The sequence below is a fragment of the Kocuria sp. UBA1838 genome, assembly GCF_002338785.1.
GTDB lineage: Bacteria > Actinomycetota > Actinomycetes > Actinomycetales > Micrococcaceae > Kocuria > Kocuria marina.
Genome location: NZ_DDIY01000013.1, coordinates 1 through 17,185 on the forward strand (window position 1 = coordinate 1; position 17,185 = coordinate 17,185).

Genomic DNA, 17,185 nt, shown 5'->3' on the forward strand with positions numbered 1-17,185 from the left:
TACTGCGCCCGCGCGGTACCCCGCGCCTGGATCAACGCGTCAAACGACTCGATCCACTCCTGCGTCTCCTGAACATCAGCGTCCTGAAGATTATTCGTCAACCCACTCAAAATGTGGTGATTGCTGTCGGAAGACACGAGAACCTCTCTATCGTCAGCTCCGTGTCACGGGATCCCCGGTGTCGGAGCGGTGTGTCAGGCGGCGGGTGCTCGGACAGGCCGATGCCGTCGTCCTTTCATCGTGTCACACGCGATGGCGTCACCGGCAGTGACCACACCGTTTCACGCGTCACACCGCCTGCGCCGGGCCGCCACGAGTGTGGAACGTGTCACAAGTCACCCGATTCGCCCCGCGGTTCGTGGTGTGGCTTGAACGCGGGGACAATCCAGTGTTGTCTTTATTACGCACCGTTGACATCCCCGTCACGGTGAGGGTGAGGTCCGGCAGCGTCGTTGAGCCGACGGTCCGGCCCCGCGCGAGACAGCAGTGAAGGAGAGTTACGGTGAGCGAGGCGAAAGCCCCCGAGGAGAGCATTGCGGCGCAACTGAATCTGAAGGACGGCGACTACGTCCAGGAATTCGGTTACGACGACGATGTCGACGCGGATCTGCGCGGGCGGATCGAGGACGCGATCGGCTCGGAGCTCTTCGACGAGGACGCGCAAGAGGTCGTGGACGCCGTCGTGCTGTGGTGGCGTGACGGGGACGGCGATCTGGTGGACGAGCTCGTGGACGTCCAGACCACCCTCGACGACGGCGGTGTCGTGTGGTTGCTGACGCCCAAGGCCGGGCGCCAGGACCACGTCTCTCCCGCTGAGATCCAGGAAGCGGCCTCGACCGCCGGTCTGCACGTCACGAGCGCGGCACGGGTCTCCCCGGACTGGTCCGTCTCCCGCCTGACCCCCAAACGAAACTTCTGAGCGCGCGCCGCGGCGCTCCCGCGCGGCAGGAAGGGCTCTCATGAGTGCCATCGGATCCACCGCGCCGGACTTCACCCTCCAGGACCGTCACGGCGAGTCCCGCTCCCTGGGCGACTACCGGGGTGCGCCGGTCGTGCTCGTGTTCTTCCCCTACGCGTTCTCGCCGATCTGCACGGACGAGTTGTGCCATCTGCAGGATCACGCGGACATGTTCGATGAGTTCGACGCCGTCGTGGTGTGTATTTCCACGGACAGCCACTTCGCATTGGACGCGTTCGCGCGGCAGGAGTCCTACGACTTCCAGATGCTCTCCGATCACTGGCCCCACGGGGACGTGGCCCGCCGCTACGGTGTCCTGGACGAGGACGCAGGGTGCGCCCAGCGCCACACCATCACCATCGACGCCTGCGGGATCATCCGTGACGTCAGCTCCGCCGACATCACCCAGGCCCGGGAATGGGATCGACTGCGGGGCGTCCTCGAGAACCTGCCCCGGTCCTGATGCCCCTGCGAGTACTGCGCGCCGGTTACGGCGCACCGGTGGACGAGAGCCTCTTCCCCGATCCCCATGCACTGAACGCCCGGGACGGTCTGCCGCGCGTTCTCGAGGTGCTACGGGGCAAGCAGATCGCGGTGCTCACGGGCGCGGGGGTGAGCACCCCGTCCGGGATCCCCGACTACCGCGGCCCGGGCGCCAAACCTCGTTCCCCCATGACATACCAGGAGTTCATGGGCAATGTGGCGAGTCGCCGGCACTACTGGGCCCGTAACCAGTACGGCTGGCACTTCGTGGCCCGGGCACAACCGTCCGCCGCCCACGAGGCGCTGGCCCGGCTCGAGGCCGCCGGTCTGGTGGACGGGATCATCACCCAGAACATCGACCGGCTGCACCAGAAAGCCGGCTCCGTGGCCGTGGTGGACCTGCACGGCACCTACGCGTGGGTGTTGTGCACCTCGTGCTCGTCCCGGTTCCCCCGGGAACAGGTCTCGCGCTACCTGGACGAGTTGAACCCCGGGTTCTACGACGGCATGGCCTCGGCGGACGACATCGAATACGCCCCGGACGCGGACGCCACCGTGGAGCACACCGGCGGTTTCCGTGTGTGGGACTGCCCCGTGTGCCAGGGGGTGCTGAAACCGGATGTCGTGTTCTTCGGGGAGAACGCGCCGTCGCACCGCGTGGCCCTGGCGCGGCGCATGGTCGCGCGGTCCGAGGCGCTACTCGTGGCGGGATCGTCGCTGACCGTGAACTCCGGACGCCGGTTCGTGCGGCAAGCAGACCGAGAGGGGATCCCCGTGGTGATCGTCAACCACGGCGTCACCGGAGGGGACTCGATGGCCACCGTGAAGGTGGACGCTCCCGTGGGGGAATTCCTCGCCGACCTGGGCGACCACCTGACAGCTTGATCCGAATGCGTTGAGTACTTAGACTCTCAATACGAGACCCCGAGGGTCCGCGGAGGGGAAGCCGCGGTCACCTTCGGGGTCTCACCCATTTCCGGGGCGGGTCGGTACCGTCCCGAGCGCGGAGGATCTCCACGGCCCGGGACGGGCGTCCGTCACTTCACGGGGTCGATGACCGGCTTGGCGGCCTGGGCGTCTCGGCACTGCTGAGCCCACAGCGCAGCACCCACGATGCCGGCGTTGTTGCGCAGCGCGGCGATCTCTACCGGTGTCCGCAGTTCGAGGTAGGGCAGGAACTTCTCCGAGTTCTTGGACACACCGCCCCCGATCACGAACAGGGACGGGGAGAACAGGAACTCCACGTGGGAGAAGTACCGCTGCAGCCGCTTCTTGGCCCACTTCTTCCAGGGCAATTGCTCGCGTTCCCGGGCAGCGGCCGAGGCCTTGGTCTCGGCATCGAAGCCGTCGATCTCCAGGTGACCGAGCTCGGCGTTGGGGACCAGTTGGCCGTTGAGGATCATCGCGGAACCGATCCCTGTGCCCAGGGTGATCACCATGACCAGGCCTTCCTTGCCCTTGCCTGCGCCGTAGTGCGCTTCGGCGAGCCCGGCGCCGTCGGCGTCGTTGAGGGCCTCGACCTCACGGCCCAGCGTCCCGGTCATGAGGGCATCCACGTTCGTGTTGATCCACGACTTGTCCACGTTCGCCGCGGACAGCGCCACCCCGTTCTTGATGATGGCGGGGAAAACGATGCCCACGTGGCTGTCCGGGGCCGGGGCCTCGGGGCGGGACTGCAGTTCGTCCACGATCTGCTTGACGACGCCGGCCACGGCTTCCGGCGTGGCGGGCTGCGGCGTGGGGATGCGGAACCGTTCACCCACGAGTTGGCCGGTGGCGAGATCCACGATCCCACCCTTGGTGCCGGTACCACCAATGTCGATTCCGATGCCACACTGCGATACGACACCCTGCGGAGTACCTGAGCTCATGAACGGTCCCTTCGGTTCACGGTGGAAACTATGCGGAGGTGGACGCGATGCAGCCCGCCCCGTCGCTCGATCTTACGGGAGGGTGAGGATCTCCACGCTGTCATCGGTCACGACCATGGTGTGTTCGAACTGTGCAGTGCGCATCTTGTCGTGGGTCGTGATGGTCCAGTCGTCGGACCACTGGTCCCACGTGATGGAACCGAGGGTCAGCATGGGTTCGATCGTGAAGATCATTCCCGGGACCATCTCGGTGGCGTAGGACGGGGCGGCGTCGTAGTGCGGGACGATCAGACCCGTGTGGAACTCGCGCCCCACGCCGTGCCCGGTGAAGTCGCGCACGACCCCGTAGTCGAACCGCTTGGCGTACTTCTCGATGACGCGCCCGATCACGTTGATCTCACGCCCGGGACGCACGGCCTTGATCCCGCGGTTCATCGCCTCGTGCGTGCGTTCCACGAGCAGGCGGGAGTCCTCGTCCACGTCACCCACCAGGAACATGGCATTGGTGTCCCCGTGCATGCCGTTCTTGTACGCGGTGACGTCCAGGTTGATGATGTCCCCGTCCTCGAGCACGGTGGAATCGGGGATGCCGTGACAGATCACCTCGTTGAGTGACGTGCAGATGGACTTGGGGAACCCGCGATACTCGAGGCACGAGGGGTATGCCCCGTGATCACACATGTACTCGTGCGCGATCCGGTCCAGTTCATCCGTGGTCACGCCGGGCTTGGCCTCCGCGCCCGCGGCCTGCAGCGCACGGGCGGCGATCCGGCCGGCCTCGCGCACCAGCTCGATCTCTTCGGGGGTGTACACGTTGGAGGCGTGACCCTCGTTCGCATCCCGGCGTCCCACGTACTCCGGCCGCTCGATCCCGCCCGGGACGTGGCGCCGCGGGGTGAGGTTCCCGGGGCGCAGCGCGCCGCGCGGTGCGGTGGATCCGGGTGCTGGTGCGAGATTGTGCGTGGTCACGATGGGTCATTGCCTCCTGCGGCGATCGCGGGCGTGTTCGTGCTGTGAGGCGTCAAGGCGCCCCGAACACCTGGTTCAGCAACTAGCCTAATCCTTGAGTCCCGGGCCCGTCCGGCCGGGAAGGTTCGCGACCCCGCCGCGGGGCGGGTGTACGGCGCACGGCGCCGCACAGGGAGGAAGATCATGGCCGAGTACTGGTACAACCTCTACACCAAGCAGGTCGAGGAAGGCCCCAAGGATGACTACCGCAAGCTCATGGGCCCCTACGCGACCCGCGAGGAGGCCTCGCGCGCCCTCGAGCACGCCGCGGAGAACACCAAGCGCTGGGACGACGAGGACGCCGCGTTCAAGGGTGACTGACCCTGTAGGGCCGGGCGGCGACGTCGCCCGGTCCCATTCTCGTTCGGGGCGACCCGGGCGTCACCCCCGGTAGGAGTGCTCCTCGGCCGGGAACGCACCGGAGCGGACGTCGGCCACGTAGCCGCGCACGGCGTCGTCGGCGACCTGAGCGAGCTGCGCGTACTGCTTGACGAAGCGCGGCATCTTCCCGGTGCGCAACCCCAGCATGTCCTGCCACACGAGCACCTGGCCGGTGGTCACATTCCCGGCGCCGATCCCCACCGTGGGGATCCGCAGCTCGTCCTCCACTCGTGCCGCGGCGTCCGCGGACACCATTTCCAGGACGACGGCGAAGCACCCGGCGTCCTGCACGGCACGGGCGTCGCGCAGTAGCTGCTCCCCGGCCTCGCCGCGGCCCTGGATCCGGAACCCGCCCAGCGCATGCTCGGACTGCGGGGTGAATCCGACGTGACCCATGACAGGGATCCCAGCGCGCACCACGGCGGCCAGGTGCTCCGCGAGCGCTTCCCCCGCCTCGATCTTCACGGCGTGCGCGCCGGACTCCTTCATGATCCGCGCCGCGCTGCGCACGGCCTGATCCGGGGACTCCTCGTACGAGCCGAAGGGCAGGTCCACGACCACGAGGCTGCGCTGTACGCCGCGCACGACCGCGGCGGAGAACGTGATCATGTGCTCGAGCGTGACCGGCAGGGTGGACTCGTGTCCGAGCACCGTGTTGCCGAGTGAATCACCCACGAGCAGGACGTCCACGCCGGCTCGGTCGAAGATCCCCGCGGTGAGCGTGTCGTAGCTCGTGAGCATGGAGAACTTCTCCCCGGCGTCCTTGGCACGTTGCAGGTGCAGGGTCCGCACGCGGGCGATCTGGGCGAGGGATTTCTCGGCGGGGGAACCGGACGAAGGCTGCGTTTCGCTCATGGTGTCAGGGTACCGGCCGGTCGGGCCCAGGGGTTCCGGGCGGGGAGCGGCACTGGCTCGGCGACCCGATCGCCGTGCGGACCGGGGCGGGAACACGCAAGCGGACAGATGGGGGAGACGGGCGCGGGGAACGCTGCTGCGACCGATACAGTTGTGACGTGGCTCGTCCCGGGCATGACCCCGGCGCCTGAGCCCGCAGCCGCTGTGTCACACGCCCCAGGAATCCGAGGTGGACCCATGGACCGTCAGCAAGAATTCGTTCTGCGCACCATCGAGGACCGGGACGTCCGGTTCGTCCGGTTGTGGTTCACGGACGTCGTGGGAACCCTCAAGTCCATTGCGCTGGCACCCGCTGAGGTAGAGGCCGCGTTCGAGGAGGGCCTCGGGTTCGACGGCTCCTCGATCGAGGGGCTGTCGCGGATCTTCGAGTCCGACATGCTCCTGCAACCGGATCCCTCCACGTTTCAGTTGCTGCCGTGGCGCGGGGAGGACGAGCCGACCTCCCGGATGTTCTGCGACCTGAAGACCCCGGACGGTGAGCCCTCCGCGGCGGATCCCCGCGGGGTTCTGCGCCGCGTGCTCGCCAAGGCCTCGGACATGGGCTTCACGTGCTACACCGCTCCTGAGATCGAGTTCTACCTGTTGCGCTCGCCCGAGCTGGACCCGCGCACCGGCGAACCCGTACCGGTGGACTACGAGGGGTACTTCGATCACGTCCCGGGGGGAGTGGTCCAAGACTTCCGCCGCACCGCGGTGAACATGCTCGAATCGGTGGGCATCTCCGTGGAGTTCTCGCACCACGAGGCCGGACCGGGTCAGAACGAGATCGACCTGCGCTACGCGGACGCGCTGCAGACCGCGGACAACATCATGACGTTCCGCACCGTGGTGCGCGAGGTGGCCCTGTCCCAGGGGATCTACGCGACCTTCATGCCCAAGCCGTTCTCTCGCCACCCCGGCTCGGGGATGCACACGCACTTCTCGCTGTTCGAAGGGGACACCAACGCGTTCTACGAGGCCGGGGCCGAGTTCCGGCTCTCCGAGACCGGGCGGCACTTCATCGCCGGGCTGCTGCGCCACGCCCCCGAGTTCACGTCCGTGACCAATCAGTTCGTGAACTCCTACAAGCGACTGTGGGCCGGTGACGAAGCGCCGTCGTACATGTCCTGGGGTCACAACAACCGCTCGGCGCTGGTGCGTGTGCCGCTCTACAAGCCGGACAAGGTGCAGTCCTCCCGGATCGAGTACCGGGGGATCGACTCCGCGACGAACCCGTACCTGTCCTACGCCGCGCTGCTGGGGGCGGGGCTCAAGGGGATCGAGAACGAGTACGAGCTGCCGCCCGTGGAGATGGACGACGTGTTCGCCATGAGCAGCGCCGAGCGCCGCGCCGTGGGCCACCAACCCCTGCCGGGCAGCCTCCACGACGCGATCCGGCTGACCGAGGAATCGGAGTTCATGGCGGAGCTGCTGGGCGAGCAGGTCTTCGAGTACTTCCTGCGCAACAAGCGCCGCGACTGGGACCAGTACCGCCAGGAGGTCTCGCCCTACGAACTGCGGACCAACCTGGGCATCCTGTAGGGGCAGACCATGACTGACACCCCGGGCACCGCCAAGGAGCGCGCGGAGAAGATCTCGGCCAAGCAACTGATCTCGATCGGTTTCGCGGACGTCACGAATGCCCGGCGCTGGCTGGGGTTCCGGGAACTGGACGGCGTGGACCTGTCCGCGCTGCTCGCGGGACTGGCCCACGCGGCGTCGCCGGACGTGGCGCTGCAGCTCATCGTGCGGCTCATCGAGAACCACCCAGAGGTCGCGCGGCGAATCAACGGGGACCCCCGAGAGTCCGAGACCATGTTCCGCTTGCTGGGTGCGTCCGAGGCGCTGGGGGAGTTCCTGCTGCGCGCCCCCGAGAACCTGGACCTGCTGGACATCCCGCCCGTGGACGAGCCGAGGGCGGACCGCGCGGAGGTCTTCCGTGCGGCGCTGCTCGAATCCGTGGGCGCCGATCCGCAGGCGGACACCCCGGTGGCATCGCTCACGGGACAGGACGCGCACAAGGCGTTGCGCGTGGCCTATCGCCGCGGGCTCGCGCGCGTGGCCGTCCGGGACGTCGGGGCCGTGGACCCGGTGGCCTACATGCCCGCCGTCGGCCGGCAACTCGCGGACCTCGCCGGGGCCGCCCTCGAGGCCGGCCTGGCGGTGGCGCGCGCTCACGCCGCCGAGCGCTGGGACCCCGCCCTCGTGGAGCAGGTACGGCTCGCGGTGATCGGCATGGGCAAGTGCGGCGCCCGAGAGCTGAACTACATCTCGGACGTGGACGTGGTCTACGTCGGGGAGACCCGGGCCTCCGACGCCGGGGACACCCCGGACGAGAGCACGAGCACGGAGATCGCCACCGAGATGGCCCACACCCTCGCGCAGGCCATGATGGCCGCCGGTCCCGAGCCGGCGTTGTGGGAAGTGGACGCGAACCTACGGCCCGAGGGCAAGGACGGGCCGCTCGTGCGGACACTGGACTCCCACGTGCGCTATTACAAGCGCTGGGCCAAGTCCTGGGAGTTCCAGGCGCTGCTCAAGGCCCGGTGCGTCGCGGGCGATCAGGACCTCGGGAGGCGCTACGAGGCGGCCATCGCGCCGTTCATCTGGTCATCCGCCGAGCGCGAGGGCTTCGTGGAATCCGTCCAGGCCATGCGCCGCAGGGTCACGGAGAACATCCCTGAGGCGGACCGGGACCGGCAGATCAAGCTCGGACCCGGGGGACTGCGGGATGTCGAGTTCACGGTGCAGTTGCTACAACTCGTACACGGACGCTCGGATGAGACCGTCCGCACGCGTGCCACCACCGAATCCCTCGCGGCGCTGAGCGCGGGTGGCTACATCGGCCGCGCGGACGCCGAGGAGTTCGGACTCAACTACCGATGGCTGCGGTTGCTCGAGCACCGGATCCAGTTGTTCCGCATGCGGCGGACGCACCTGATGCCGCGCGACGAACGGGAACTGGCCGTCGTCGCCCGGTCCGTGGACGGCGCCGCCGAGCGCACGCACCCCACGGCCCAGAAACTCGTGAGCGACTGGAACGCGGCCAAGCGCTCCGTGCGCAGCATGCACGAGCGGATCTTCTACCGTCCCATGCTCGCGGCGCTCGCCAACGCGCCCGCGGACACCACCCTCACGACCGACGCCGCTCGGGACCGCCTCGCGGCACTCGGGTACCAGGACACCAAGGCCGCGATGCGACACATCGAGGCCCTCTCGCGCGGCGTGAGCCGGCGAGCCGAGATCCTGCGCACGCTGCTGCCGGTGCTGCTCGACTGGCTCGCTGAGGGCGTGGACCCGGACGCCGGTCTGCTCAACCTGCGCAGGGTGTGCGAGGCCCTGGGCAACACACCCTGGTTCCTGCGATTACTGCGGGATTCCAACGCCGCGGCCGAGCGGTTGTGTCACATCCTCTCGAGTTCTCGGTACGTCTCGGACCTGCTCGAAACCTCTCCCGAGGCGACGGCGTGGTTGGGTGACGACTCCCAGCTGGCCACCCGGTCCCTGGACGAGCTCGTGTCACAGATGCGCGCGCAGGTCGCTCGGCACCACGACCCGGGCGAGGCCATCCGGGCCGTGCGCCAGATCCGGCGCCGCGAACAGTTGCGCATCGCGCTCGCGGACACGAGCGGCGTCGCCAGCGTGGAGACCACCGTGACGGGTCTTTCGGACGTGGACCAGGCCACCGTGATGGCCGCGCTGTACCTTGCCCGCACCGAGTACGCGGCCGAGCACGACGGCGCTGTCCCCGCCGAGGTGCTCGTGATCGCCATGGGGCGCCAGGGCGGGCGCGAGATCGGTTTCGGCTCGGACGCGGACGTGATTTACGCGTACGCACCCGCCCCGGACGCAGACCCCGGGGAAGCGCGCAGTGCCGCGGAAACCGTGCTCAACCGCATGGTCAAGCTCCTGAAGCAACCGTGCACGCCGCCCGTGGTCGCCGAACGGGTCCTGGAGATCGACAACGACCTGCGTCCGGAAGGGCGCTCGGGCACCATGGTGCGGTCGGTGGCCTCGTACGCCGAGTACTACGAGCGCTGGGGTCAGACCTGGGAGTTCCAGGCCCTGACCCGCGCCCGGTACATGGCCGGTTCCGAGGACGTGGCCCAGGCGTTCTTCCGTGTGGTGGACCGTTTCCGGTACCCGGCCGAATTCACGGACCGTCAGCTCGTGGACATCCGGCGCATGAAGGCGCGCGTGGAGAGCGAGAGGATGCCCCGCGGGGCAGATCCCACCCGGCAGGTGAAGCTGGGCAGGGGCGGGCTCTCGGACGTGGAATGGCTCGTGCAGTTGCTGCAGCTGCAGCACGCGCACGAGGTCCCCGAGCTGCGCACCACCTCCACGCTGCCCGCGCTGAACGCCGCGGTGGCCGCCGACCTTGTGGGCCCGGAGGACGCCGCCGTACTGGAGCACGCGTGGAAACTTGCCACGGACATCCGCAACGGCAACGTCCTGCGCTCCGGGCGGGCCTCCGATTCCGTGCCGTCACGCCGGGTGGACCTCGAGGCCGTGGCCCGGTGGATCGGCTACGAACCCGGTTCCGCCGCGCAGCTCGAGGAGGACTACCTGCGGATCACCCGGCAGTCCCGCTCGGTGTTCGAGCGGTTGTTCTACGGCCGCTAGTTCTGCGCCCGACCGTTCGTGCCGTCCTCGTAGGCCGCGTCCCGCGAGCCCACCTGACGGGCGACCGACAGGTGCCCGCCCAGGTAACCGCCCAGGCCGGCGGCGGACATGCCGCCCAGGGCGAGGACGCGCCCCAGCCCGTGGCGTCCGGTGCGGCGGGCCACCCACGAGGCGAGTTGCAGACCCGTGGCCAGGCCGTTGGACCCGGCGTGGATCACGGCCACACGTTTGTCCCGGTTCTGCAGCCCGTGGTACTCGGCCCATCCGGTCAGGGCAGATGGCACCGCCGAGAGGACACCCACGCCCGTGAGCACCCGCGCGGCACGGGCGGAGTCACGGCCACCCATGAGGTCGAGCACGAGCGCGCTCATCCACGTGCCCATGGGCACCTCGATGAGCAGCGGGTGCAGCGCGTGGCCCACCTGCTTGCCCTGCAGGAGGTCGCGAACGGTCGGATTCCCGGCCACGGCGGTGGCCACGGAATCGGCCGAGCCCACCAAGGGGTCCAGGGCACTGCTGCCCTCGACCGTTTTCATCAGGGGAGTCAGGGGGCTCTCGGCATTCGAGGCGGGGGATTGGGTGGACTCGTTCATGGTCGATCCTCTCAGATGTGGGATGTCCCGCCATCCTCGCACCCCGCGGCGGGGAATGCACCCGCCCCTCGGGGTGTCCCGGTCCTGCGTGGAGTGGGCCAGTCAGCCCGGCGCTGCCTGTTGTGGTAGACCCGCCCGCTTCAACTGAGCAAAAGTAACCCGGGGTGCCCCTGGGCTGCTTTTGCTCCACGGGATTTTCGGTGGAACGGGCCTGGTGAGTGGTGCCCCAGGAGGGAGTCGAACCCCCGACCAAGAGATTAGAAGGCTCCTGCTCTATCCACTGAGCTACTGAGGCGGGTCGCCGAAGCGACGACTCAGTTTAGCAACGCCTCCGTGCCGCTCGCGCACGTGGGTTGCTCCACCACCCCGTGCGGTCCGGGCTGCACAGATGGCCGATGTCGCCCCGCCGGGCATCGGGCTCTCCACACCTCCTTGAACGGACCGCCGACGCCGCGTCCCGCGCGTCACGCTGGGTTCACCCCGATGCGGGGTTCACCCCTTACCCGCCGGCCTTCGGGCCGCGGGTGACCGAATGAAGGAGCACCCCATGAGCGAACACGTGACACTGCGCGGATTCGTGGGCAAGGACCCGCAGTCGCACCTCTTCGACGACGGCACGATGGCCGCGCGCTTCCGCCTGGCCACCACGTCCCGTCGTTTCGACGCCGCCACCCAGACGTGGCACGATTCCGGCACCAACTGGTACTCGATCCGGTGCTTCCGCGCCCTGGCCATGCACGTCATGGCGAGCGTGCACTGCGGTCAACCCGTGGTGGTCACCGGCAAGCTCAGCATCAACGAGTGGCAGTCGGATTCCGGCCCGCGCACGATCGTGCAGGTGGATGCGGCGGCCGTGGGTCATGACCTGAGCTTCGGCACGGCCAACTTTGCCCGCTCGGGCGGGCGGAATCCGGGCGCCGGTACGGCAAGTGCCGCGCCGGGTGCCGGACAGGGGTCTGACGACACCGGCATCGACGGCGCCGGGGAGGACTCGAACGAGAACGCAGGGACCGCCGGGCACGATCGGTACCGCTCCGCTCGGTCGATGGGACTGTCCGACGAGGGGTTCGTGGATCTCACTTCCGGGGCGGTGATCGCGGTGGGGGAGCAGGACCACACGTTCGACGGCCTGACCCCGGCCGCTCCCGACGCCAGTGCCGCGGTCGGGGACACCCTGGGTGTCACGGAGGGGATGGACGAGGACGCCGAAGACGAGTCCCGTGACGGCGCCGACCGGACGCGTGAAACCTCCGACCTGGAGGGGGCGACCACGGGTGGCTGACTAGTAGGGGGCAGGCGGTGTCGTCGTACCAGGGAGCGATTCCGGAGCCGGGACCGCACGGCCGGGGGACCGCGGCGCGGTGACGCCGGGAGGTGAGGGAACGACGTCGCTCCGTGGCTCGCGCGAGTGCGGCGGCGCGGTAGCCTGGAGGGTATGGCGGAATTTATCTACACCATGAACAAAGCCCGCAAGAAAGTGGGCGACAAGGTCATCCTCGATGACGTCACCATGTCGTTCTTCCCCGGTGCCAAGATCGGCGTGGTGGGGCCGAACGGCGCAGGTAAGTCGACGATTCTGAAGATCATGGCGGGGCTGGACCAGCCCTCCAACGGCGAGGCGCGCCTGAGCCCCGGCTACTCCGTGGGCATCCTTTTGCAGGAACCCCCGTTGAACGAGGACAAGACCGTCCTGGGCAACGTGGAGGAGGGCGTCGGCGAGATCAAGGCCAAGCTCGACCGCTTCAACGAGATCTCCGCCGAGATGGCCGAGCCGGACGCCGACTTCGACGCCCTGATGGAAGAGATGGGCAAGCTGCAGGAAGAGATCGACGCCGCCAACGCGTGGGATCTCGATTCCCAGCTCGAGCAGGCCATGGACGCGCTGCGGTGCCCGCCGCCGGACGCGGATGTGAAGGTGCTCTCCGGTGGTGAGCGCCGTCGTGTGGCGCTGTGCAAGCTGCTGCTCGAGAAGCCGGACCTGCTGCTGCTGGACGAACCCACCAACCACCTGGACGCCGAGTCCGTGCTGTGGCTCGAGCAGCACCTGGCCTCCTACCCCGGTGCGGTGCTGGCCGTCACCCACGACCGGTACTTCCTGGACCACGTGGCCGAATGGATTTGCGAGGTGGACCGCGGCCGCCTCTACCCCTACGAGGGCAACTACTCCACGTACCTGGACACCAAGGCCAAGCGCATGGAGATCCAGGGCAAGAAGGACGCCAAGCAGGCCAAGCGTCTCAAGGACGAACTCGAATGGGTCCGTTCCAACGCCAAGGGCCGCCAGACCAAGTCCAAGTCCCGTCTGGCGCGTTACGAGGAGATGGCGGCCGAGGCCGAAAAGACCCGGAAGCTGGACTTCGAGGAGATCCAGATCCCGCCGGGGCCCCGCCTGGGCAACCAGGTCATCGAGGCCAGCAACCTCAAGAAGGGCTTCGGGGACCGCTCCCTGATCGACGGGCTCTCGTTCTCGCTGCCGCGCAACGGCATCGTGGGCGTGATCGGGCCCAACGGTGTGGGTAAGTCCACGCTGTTCAAGACCATCGTGGGCCTCGAACCGCTCGACGGCGGCGAGCTGAAGATCGGCGATTCCGTGCAGATCTCCTACGTGGACCAGAACCGCGAGAACCTGGACCCGGAGAAGACCCTGTGGGAGGTCGTCTCGGACGGGCTGGATTACATCAACGTGGGCAAGGTGGAGATGCCGTCCCGCGCGTACGTCTCGGCGTTCGGCTTCAAGGGCCCGGACCAGCAGAAGAAGGCCGGTGTGCTCTCCGGTGGTGAGCGCAATCGCCTGAACCTGGCGCTGACGCTGAAGCAGGGCGGCAACCTGTTGCTGCTGGACGAGCCCACCAACGACCTCGACGTGGAGACGCTGGGCTCCTTGGAGAACGCACTTCTCGAGTTCCCGGGCTGCGCCGTGGTCGTCTCCCACGACCGGTGGTTCCTGGACCGCGTGGCCACCCACATCCTCGCGTGGGAGGGCACCGAGGAGAACCCCGACCGCTGGTACTGGTTCGAGGGCAACTTCGACGCGTACGAGGAGAACAAGGTGGAGCGTCTCGGCGCCGACGCCGCTCGGCCCAAGCGCCTCACGCACCGTCGTCTCACGCGCGACTGACATTCGCGCCACCGCGGGTCCTGTGCCCGCACCGGCCCGGCGCCCCCGGCCACCGCACACGCGGTGACCGGGGGCGGCGTCGGTTCGGGAGCGGGCCGGACCGAGGTGTCCGTGGACCGCTCTGCCCCGGGTGAAACCCATGAAGTCAGGCTCGTGCGACCGCCCGGTCAGCCCACAAGGATGCGGCGGCTCGCAACGTCAGCCCCCGAATCGACCGCCGGTCGTGCTCAGCGGGACTCGGTGAGCCCGTCAACGCGAAAGAACGCCAACTGCCCGGTCTTCCCCGGTAACCGGATGGTCGGGCCGAGCTCGAAACCCGTGGCGATGAGTCGGGCCACGGCTCGGTCGTTGGACACGTCCGGTTCCGCCACGATTCGTCGGGTGCCGCAGCGTGCGAGCTGCGCGATGATGAGGCGCCCGAGTGCCGCGGTGAGTCCCGGGCGGCGGGTGCGCACGGGCGCCAGCAGGACATGCACCCCCAGGTCCCCGGGTTCCACCCGATACGTCGCGCCCACCGGATCAGCGTGGGGTTCGTAGCTCTGGAAGATACCCATGGGGGTACCGTCGAGTTCCAGGAGCCACGCATGATGCGTGGGCGAGGCATCCAGGTACTCGTACACCTCGCGCACCCGCTCGCGGGTCCACCCCGTCATGCCCCAGAAGCGGGCTCGCGGCGCACGGACCCATTCATGTATCACGGCCGCGTCCCGCCCCGGATCCACGAGCCTCAGCGTCACGCGCGGGCCTGGCGCGGACTGATCCGGTAGCGGTGGCAGTGCGCCCAGGTCGATGGATCCACCGGACGAGCTGGCCGAGCCGGCCGGACCGGCCGGACCCATCGCGCCGGACCTCCCCACGGAACCAGCCGGAACCCACGGCAGAGCGTGATCCATCTCCCCGCGCGACCACCGGTGCAGCGGCGGTTCCGTGCACTCGCCCCGGGCCACGGGGTCGGGTGTGATCCACCATGACGCCGCGGGGTCGGCCAGATCCCACAGCACCCGCGCAGCGGGGACACGCACGCACGCGGGTCCCATGCCCGGTAGTGTCCCCGCCGCGAGCAGGCAGTCCGCGTCCCCGCCCACGGGAACGGGGTCCGCCGCGGTCAGGGCCGGGTCACTGCGCCACGGGGTGTACACATGCAGTGCGCCCCACGGCGGGAGCGCCGTACCCGGGTGCTTGTGGGCGACCCGTTCGAGGGCCGTCCTGGCGCACCAGCGGACGTCCACTCCCAGGTCAAGGCCGTGACGCACGATGTTCTCCACCGCGAGTCCCACTCGTCCGGGCCCGTGCAGGAACGGGTCCCACACGGTCGGCATGCCTGTGGGTCCCGAGAGCACCGATAGCGGGGTGGTCCGCATGAGCTCGTGAACGAACGCGTCCCGCCACACGGCGAACAACGACGCTGTCCAGGACCCCGCCGCCATCGACCCGTCCCAGTCGAGCAGCGCCGCACGGACGGAGTCAGCCGCCTCCGCCGATGCATTCGTCGTTCGGGACTCCCCCTTCGGTTGCGATGCCGCACCGGCCGCCGACGGCGCACCCACAGGTCCCAACGCCACGTCCGGTTCCTGCGCATCCGCAGGTCCCGATCGCGCACCGGCCGCCGACGGCTCATTCGCAGGTCTCGACGGCGCCCCCACGGGTCCCAACGCCACGTCCGGCTCCGGCGCCGTCCGCACCGGCCCCACGGAGCCCACCCGCGCCATGGTGGCGACCGGGTCCGACACGGCGGTCGGAGACGCGTCCGCGAACAGCTCCCTCAACAGCGGGGGCCAGTGCGGAGCGGCGGTGTCCAGCTGGGCCGCCAACAGGTCCTCATGACGCACGGCACCGTGTTCGGCCACGGCGACGTCGAGCAGGTGCGTTGCCCGCCGGGCCCGGTGCGGGGGCGCGCACGCGAGCCGCGCGGCCGAAGCGCAAGGGTCCGAGGGGCGCTGATTGGCGCGCACGGTGATCCCGTGCAGCGGTCGGGACGGTTCGGCGGCCCCCAGGAACGACCCCGTGACCGTGTGTCGACATGAGCCGTCGCGGTCCGCGGCCACCACGTCGTTGCACGGCACGGCCCACCCGGACACCGCCTCCATGACGTCATCCGCTGTGCGCGCCGAGAGCAGCTCACGACATGCCGAGAACGCCCGCGCAGGGTCCGCCGTGGGCGCGGGGAACACCACGGTGACGGTGGTCGCGGTGCCGGGCACGGCGGCGTCGAGCACTGCTTCCGCCGCGGGAGTGCCCGGCAGCACGAACCCCGCCGCGCACGAGCGGAGCAAACAGGCCCGTTCGACGCTGCCGCGCGCCCGCAGCACCACCGAGCGGTGCTCGAGCCGTTCACCCGTGGTCGCGACGTACCACGCGCCGTCACGGTTCTCGACAGCTAGGTCCGCGATGTGTTCCGTCGTCGTCATGGCGGCCGTAATGGCCCACGCGGCGCTTTCGGTGCGCCCGAAGTGCGGGACCCCTGGCAACCCCACGAGCGCGAGACCCCGCACCCGGACGTCCGGCGTGGAGAGGCACACGGGCTGATAGGGCCCCGATTCCTCCACGACGCGGTGCGGGTCCGCCGCGAGCAGCGGTGCGCCGCTCGTGGACAGCTCGCCCGGAACGAGCCACGCATTGGATCCGGCCGCCGCGGGGGATTCGGCATCGAGCACGGGGACCCAGGCGTCGCCGAGATCGCGCCGCACGCGGCGTCGCCACAGCTGCTCGGGGAGACTCCCCGTGAGCAGGTGCGCATCGAGGTGCACGGCCATCGGGGTCCAGGGGTCCCACGGCCGCACGGCCCGCTCGGTGAGACCGAGCTCGCGCACCTCGGGGGTCCCTGGCCAGGTCTCGGCCAGTGCCTCACTGATCCCGCGCGCGTATGCAGCGAAGAACTCCCGGTCCTGTGACGACGCCGCGTCCCACCACCGTCTGGCCGTACCGGGGACGTCCGCGGCCAGGGTGAGGTGATCGCCGTCGAAACCGTCCGGTCCCACGAGCTCCGCCGAGCGCCCCTCGGCGCGGTGACGCAGCACCTCCACGTGCCAGGCCCTGTCCACACCGGTCACGTAGCCGTGGCCGTGTGCCAGCGCGGTGAGATCGTCCGCCTGCACGTGGGGCACACCCAAGGGATCGCGCCACAACCGCCAGCCGGGGCCGGACCGTTCAGGGCCGGGCCGCCCGGCATCAGACTGCTCAGAACCGGTCCGCGCGGGGGCAGGGAGCATGACACTCCGTGACCCGCGAGAGACACGCCCCGGCTCAGCACCGTCGG

The 17,185-nt window shown here is 69.2% G+C and carries 13 protein-coding genes and 1 tRNA gene; 8 read left to right on the forward strand and 6 right to left on the reverse strand.

What is annotated here, in order from left to right; all coding sequences use genetic code 11:
* The first annotated feature begins 502 nt into the window (after nt 1–502).
* From B3I25_RS06235 to B3I25_RS06245, 3 genes are read left to right on the forward strand one after another with little or no spacing between them, the layout of a single operon-like run.
* Complete coding sequence (locus B3I25_RS06235) at nt 503–919, forward strand: DUF3052 domain-containing protein (protein WP_206399140.1); 417 nt, start codon at nt 503–505, stop codon at nt 917–919.
* 40 nt (nt 920–959) lie between these two features.
* A complete protein-coding gene (locus B3I25_RS06240) occupies nt 960–1,421 on the forward strand; it encodes a redoxin domain-containing protein (RefSeq protein WP_206399141.1) in 462 nt (153 codons plus the stop codon).
* On the forward strand, nt 1,421–2,326 hold the full coding sequence (locus B3I25_RS06245) for a Sir2 family NAD-dependent protein deacetylase (RefSeq protein ID WP_082943447.1): 906 nt from the start codon (nt 1,421–1,423) through the stop codon (nt 2,324–2,326). Before B3I25_RS06240 ends, B3I25_RS06245 begins: the two co-directional genes overlap by 1 nt.
* Before the next feature lie 152 nt (nt 2,327–2,478).
* On the opposite strand, the gene ppgK is transcribed toward B3I25_RS06245, so the two are convergent.
* Both ppgK and map read right to left on the reverse strand, forming a co-directional pair.
* Nucleotides 2,479–3,312, reverse strand: coding sequence for a polyphosphate--glucose phosphotransferase (gene ppgK / locus B3I25_RS06250; RefSeq protein WP_286738336.1), 834 nt, complete (start codon nt 3,310–3,312; stop codon nt 2,479–2,481).
* Nucleotides 3,313–3,384: 72 nt separating this feature from the next.
* Entirely contained in the window at nt 3,385–4,281 is an 897-nt protein-coding gene (map, locus tag B3I25_RS06255; protein WP_064847241.1) for a type I methionyl aminopeptidase, read from the reverse strand.
* 183 nt (nt 4,282–4,464) lie between these two features.
* Between map and B3I25_RS06260 the strand changes: the two genes are divergently transcribed.
* Entirely contained in the window at nt 4,465–4,641 is a 177-nt protein-coding gene (locus B3I25_RS06260; protein WP_143470074.1) for an SPOR domain-containing protein, read from the forward strand.
* A 60-nt stretch (nt 4,642–4,701) separates the two neighbouring features.
* On the opposite strand, the gene panB is transcribed toward B3I25_RS06260, so the two are convergent.
* On the reverse strand, nt 4,702–5,556 hold the full coding sequence (gene panB / locus B3I25_RS06265; RefSeq protein WP_098054977.1) for a 3-methyl-2-oxobutanoate hydroxymethyltransferase: 855 nt from the start codon (nt 5,554–5,556) through the stop codon (nt 4,702–4,704).
* 237 nt (nt 5,557–5,793) lie between these two features.
* Between panB and B3I25_RS06270 the strand changes: the two genes are divergently transcribed.
* Together B3I25_RS06270 and B3I25_RS06275 are read left to right on the forward strand one after the other, a co-directional pair.
* Nucleotides 5,794–7,137, forward strand: a complete 1,344-nt coding sequence (locus B3I25_RS06270) for a glutamine synthetase family protein (protein ID WP_035962238.1) — start codon at nt 5,794–5,796, stop codon at nt 7,135–7,137.
* A 9-nt stretch (nt 7,138–7,146) separates the two neighbouring features.
* Nucleotides 7,147–10,218: a bifunctional [glutamine synthetase] adenylyltransferase/[glutamine synthetase]-adenylyl-L-tyrosine phosphorylase gene (locus B3I25_RS06275; protein WP_286738337.1), complete on the forward strand. Its 3,072-nt coding sequence runs from the start codon at nt 7,147–7,149 to the stop codon at nt 10,216–10,218.
* On the opposite strand, the gene B3I25_RS06280 is transcribed toward B3I25_RS06275, so the two are convergent.
* Together B3I25_RS06280 and B3I25_RS06285 are read right to left on the reverse strand one after the other, a co-directional pair.
* Nucleotides 10,215–10,811 (reverse strand): DUF2231 domain-containing protein, encoded by a 597-nt coding sequence (locus tag B3I25_RS06280; protein ID WP_193519622.1) that lies wholly within the window; start codon nt 10,809–10,811, stop codon nt 10,215–10,217. The genes B3I25_RS06275 and B3I25_RS06280 overlap by 4 nt on opposite strands.
* Before the next feature lie 219 nt (nt 10,812–11,030).
* Nucleotides 11,031–11,106: transfer RNA gene (locus tag B3I25_RS06285), tRNA-Arg, on the reverse strand.
* A gap of 252 nt (nt 11,107–11,358) precedes the next feature.
* Here B3I25_RS06285 and B3I25_RS06290 point away from each other — a divergent pair.
* Nucleotides 11,359–12,093: a single-stranded DNA-binding protein gene (locus tag B3I25_RS06290; RefSeq protein ID WP_131332757.1), complete on the forward strand. Its 735-nt coding sequence runs from the start codon at nt 11,359–11,361 to the stop codon at nt 12,091–12,093.
* Nucleotides 12,094–12,246: 153 nt separating this feature from the next.
* On the forward strand, nt 12,247–13,929 hold the full coding sequence (gene ettA / locus B3I25_RS06295) for an energy-dependent translational throttle protein EttA (RefSeq protein WP_035962235.1): 1,683 nt from the start codon (nt 12,247–12,249) through the stop codon (nt 13,927–13,929).
* Between the two features lie 227 nt (nt 13,930–14,156).
* Here the strand turns inward: ettA and B3I25_RS06300 are convergent, their stop codons facing one another.
* Nucleotides 14,157–17,138: a GNAT family N-acetyltransferase gene (locus tag B3I25_RS06300; protein WP_286738338.1), complete on the reverse strand. Its 2,982-nt coding sequence runs from the start codon at nt 17,136–17,138 to the stop codon at nt 14,157–14,159.
* Nucleotides 17,139–17,185: the final 47 nt, after the last annotated feature.

Bases quoted from the DNA above. Each gene is read 5' to 3' on its own strand.
- B3I25_RS06240 (WP_206399141.1), top strand. From the start codon at position 960: ATGAGTGCCATCGGATCCACCGCGCCGGACTTCACCCTCCAGGACCGT.
- B3I25_RS06245 (WP_082943447.1), top strand. From the start codon at position 1,421: ATGCCCCTGCGAGTACTGCGCGCCGGTTACGGCGCACCGGTGGACGAG.
- ppgK (WP_286738336.1), bottom strand. From the start codon at position 3,312: ATGAGCTCAGGTACTCCGCAGGGTGTCGTATCGCAGTGTGGCATCGGA.
- B3I25_RS06260 (WP_143470074.1), top strand. From the start codon at position 4,465: ATGGCCGAGTACTGGTACAACCTCTACACCAAGCAGGTCGAGGAAGGC.
- panB (WP_098054977.1), bottom strand. From the start codon at position 5,556: ATGAGCGAAACGCAGCCTTCGTCCGGTTCCCCCGCCGAGAAATCCCTC.
- B3I25_RS06270 (WP_035962238.1), top strand. From the start codon at position 5,794: ATGGACCGTCAGCAAGAATTCGTTCTGCGCACCATCGAGGACCGGGAC.
- B3I25_RS06275 (WP_286738337.1), top strand. From the start codon at position 7,147: ATGACTGACACCCCGGGCACCGCCAAGGAGCGCGCGGAGAAGATCTCG.
- B3I25_RS06280 (WP_193519622.1), bottom strand. From the start codon at position 10,811: ATGAACGAGTCCACCCAATCCCCCGCCTCGAATGCCGAGAGCCCCCTG.
- B3I25_RS06290 (WP_131332757.1), top strand. From the start codon at position 11,359: ATGAGCGAACACGTGACACTGCGCGGATTCGTGGGCAAGGACCCGCAG.
- ettA (WP_035962235.1), top strand. From the start codon at position 12,247: ATGGCGGAATTTATCTACACCATGAACAAAGCCCGCAAGAAAGTGGGC.
- B3I25_RS06300 (WP_286738338.1), bottom strand. From the start codon at position 17,138: ATGCTCCCTGCCCCCGCGCGGACCGGTTCTGAGCAGTCTGATGCCGGG.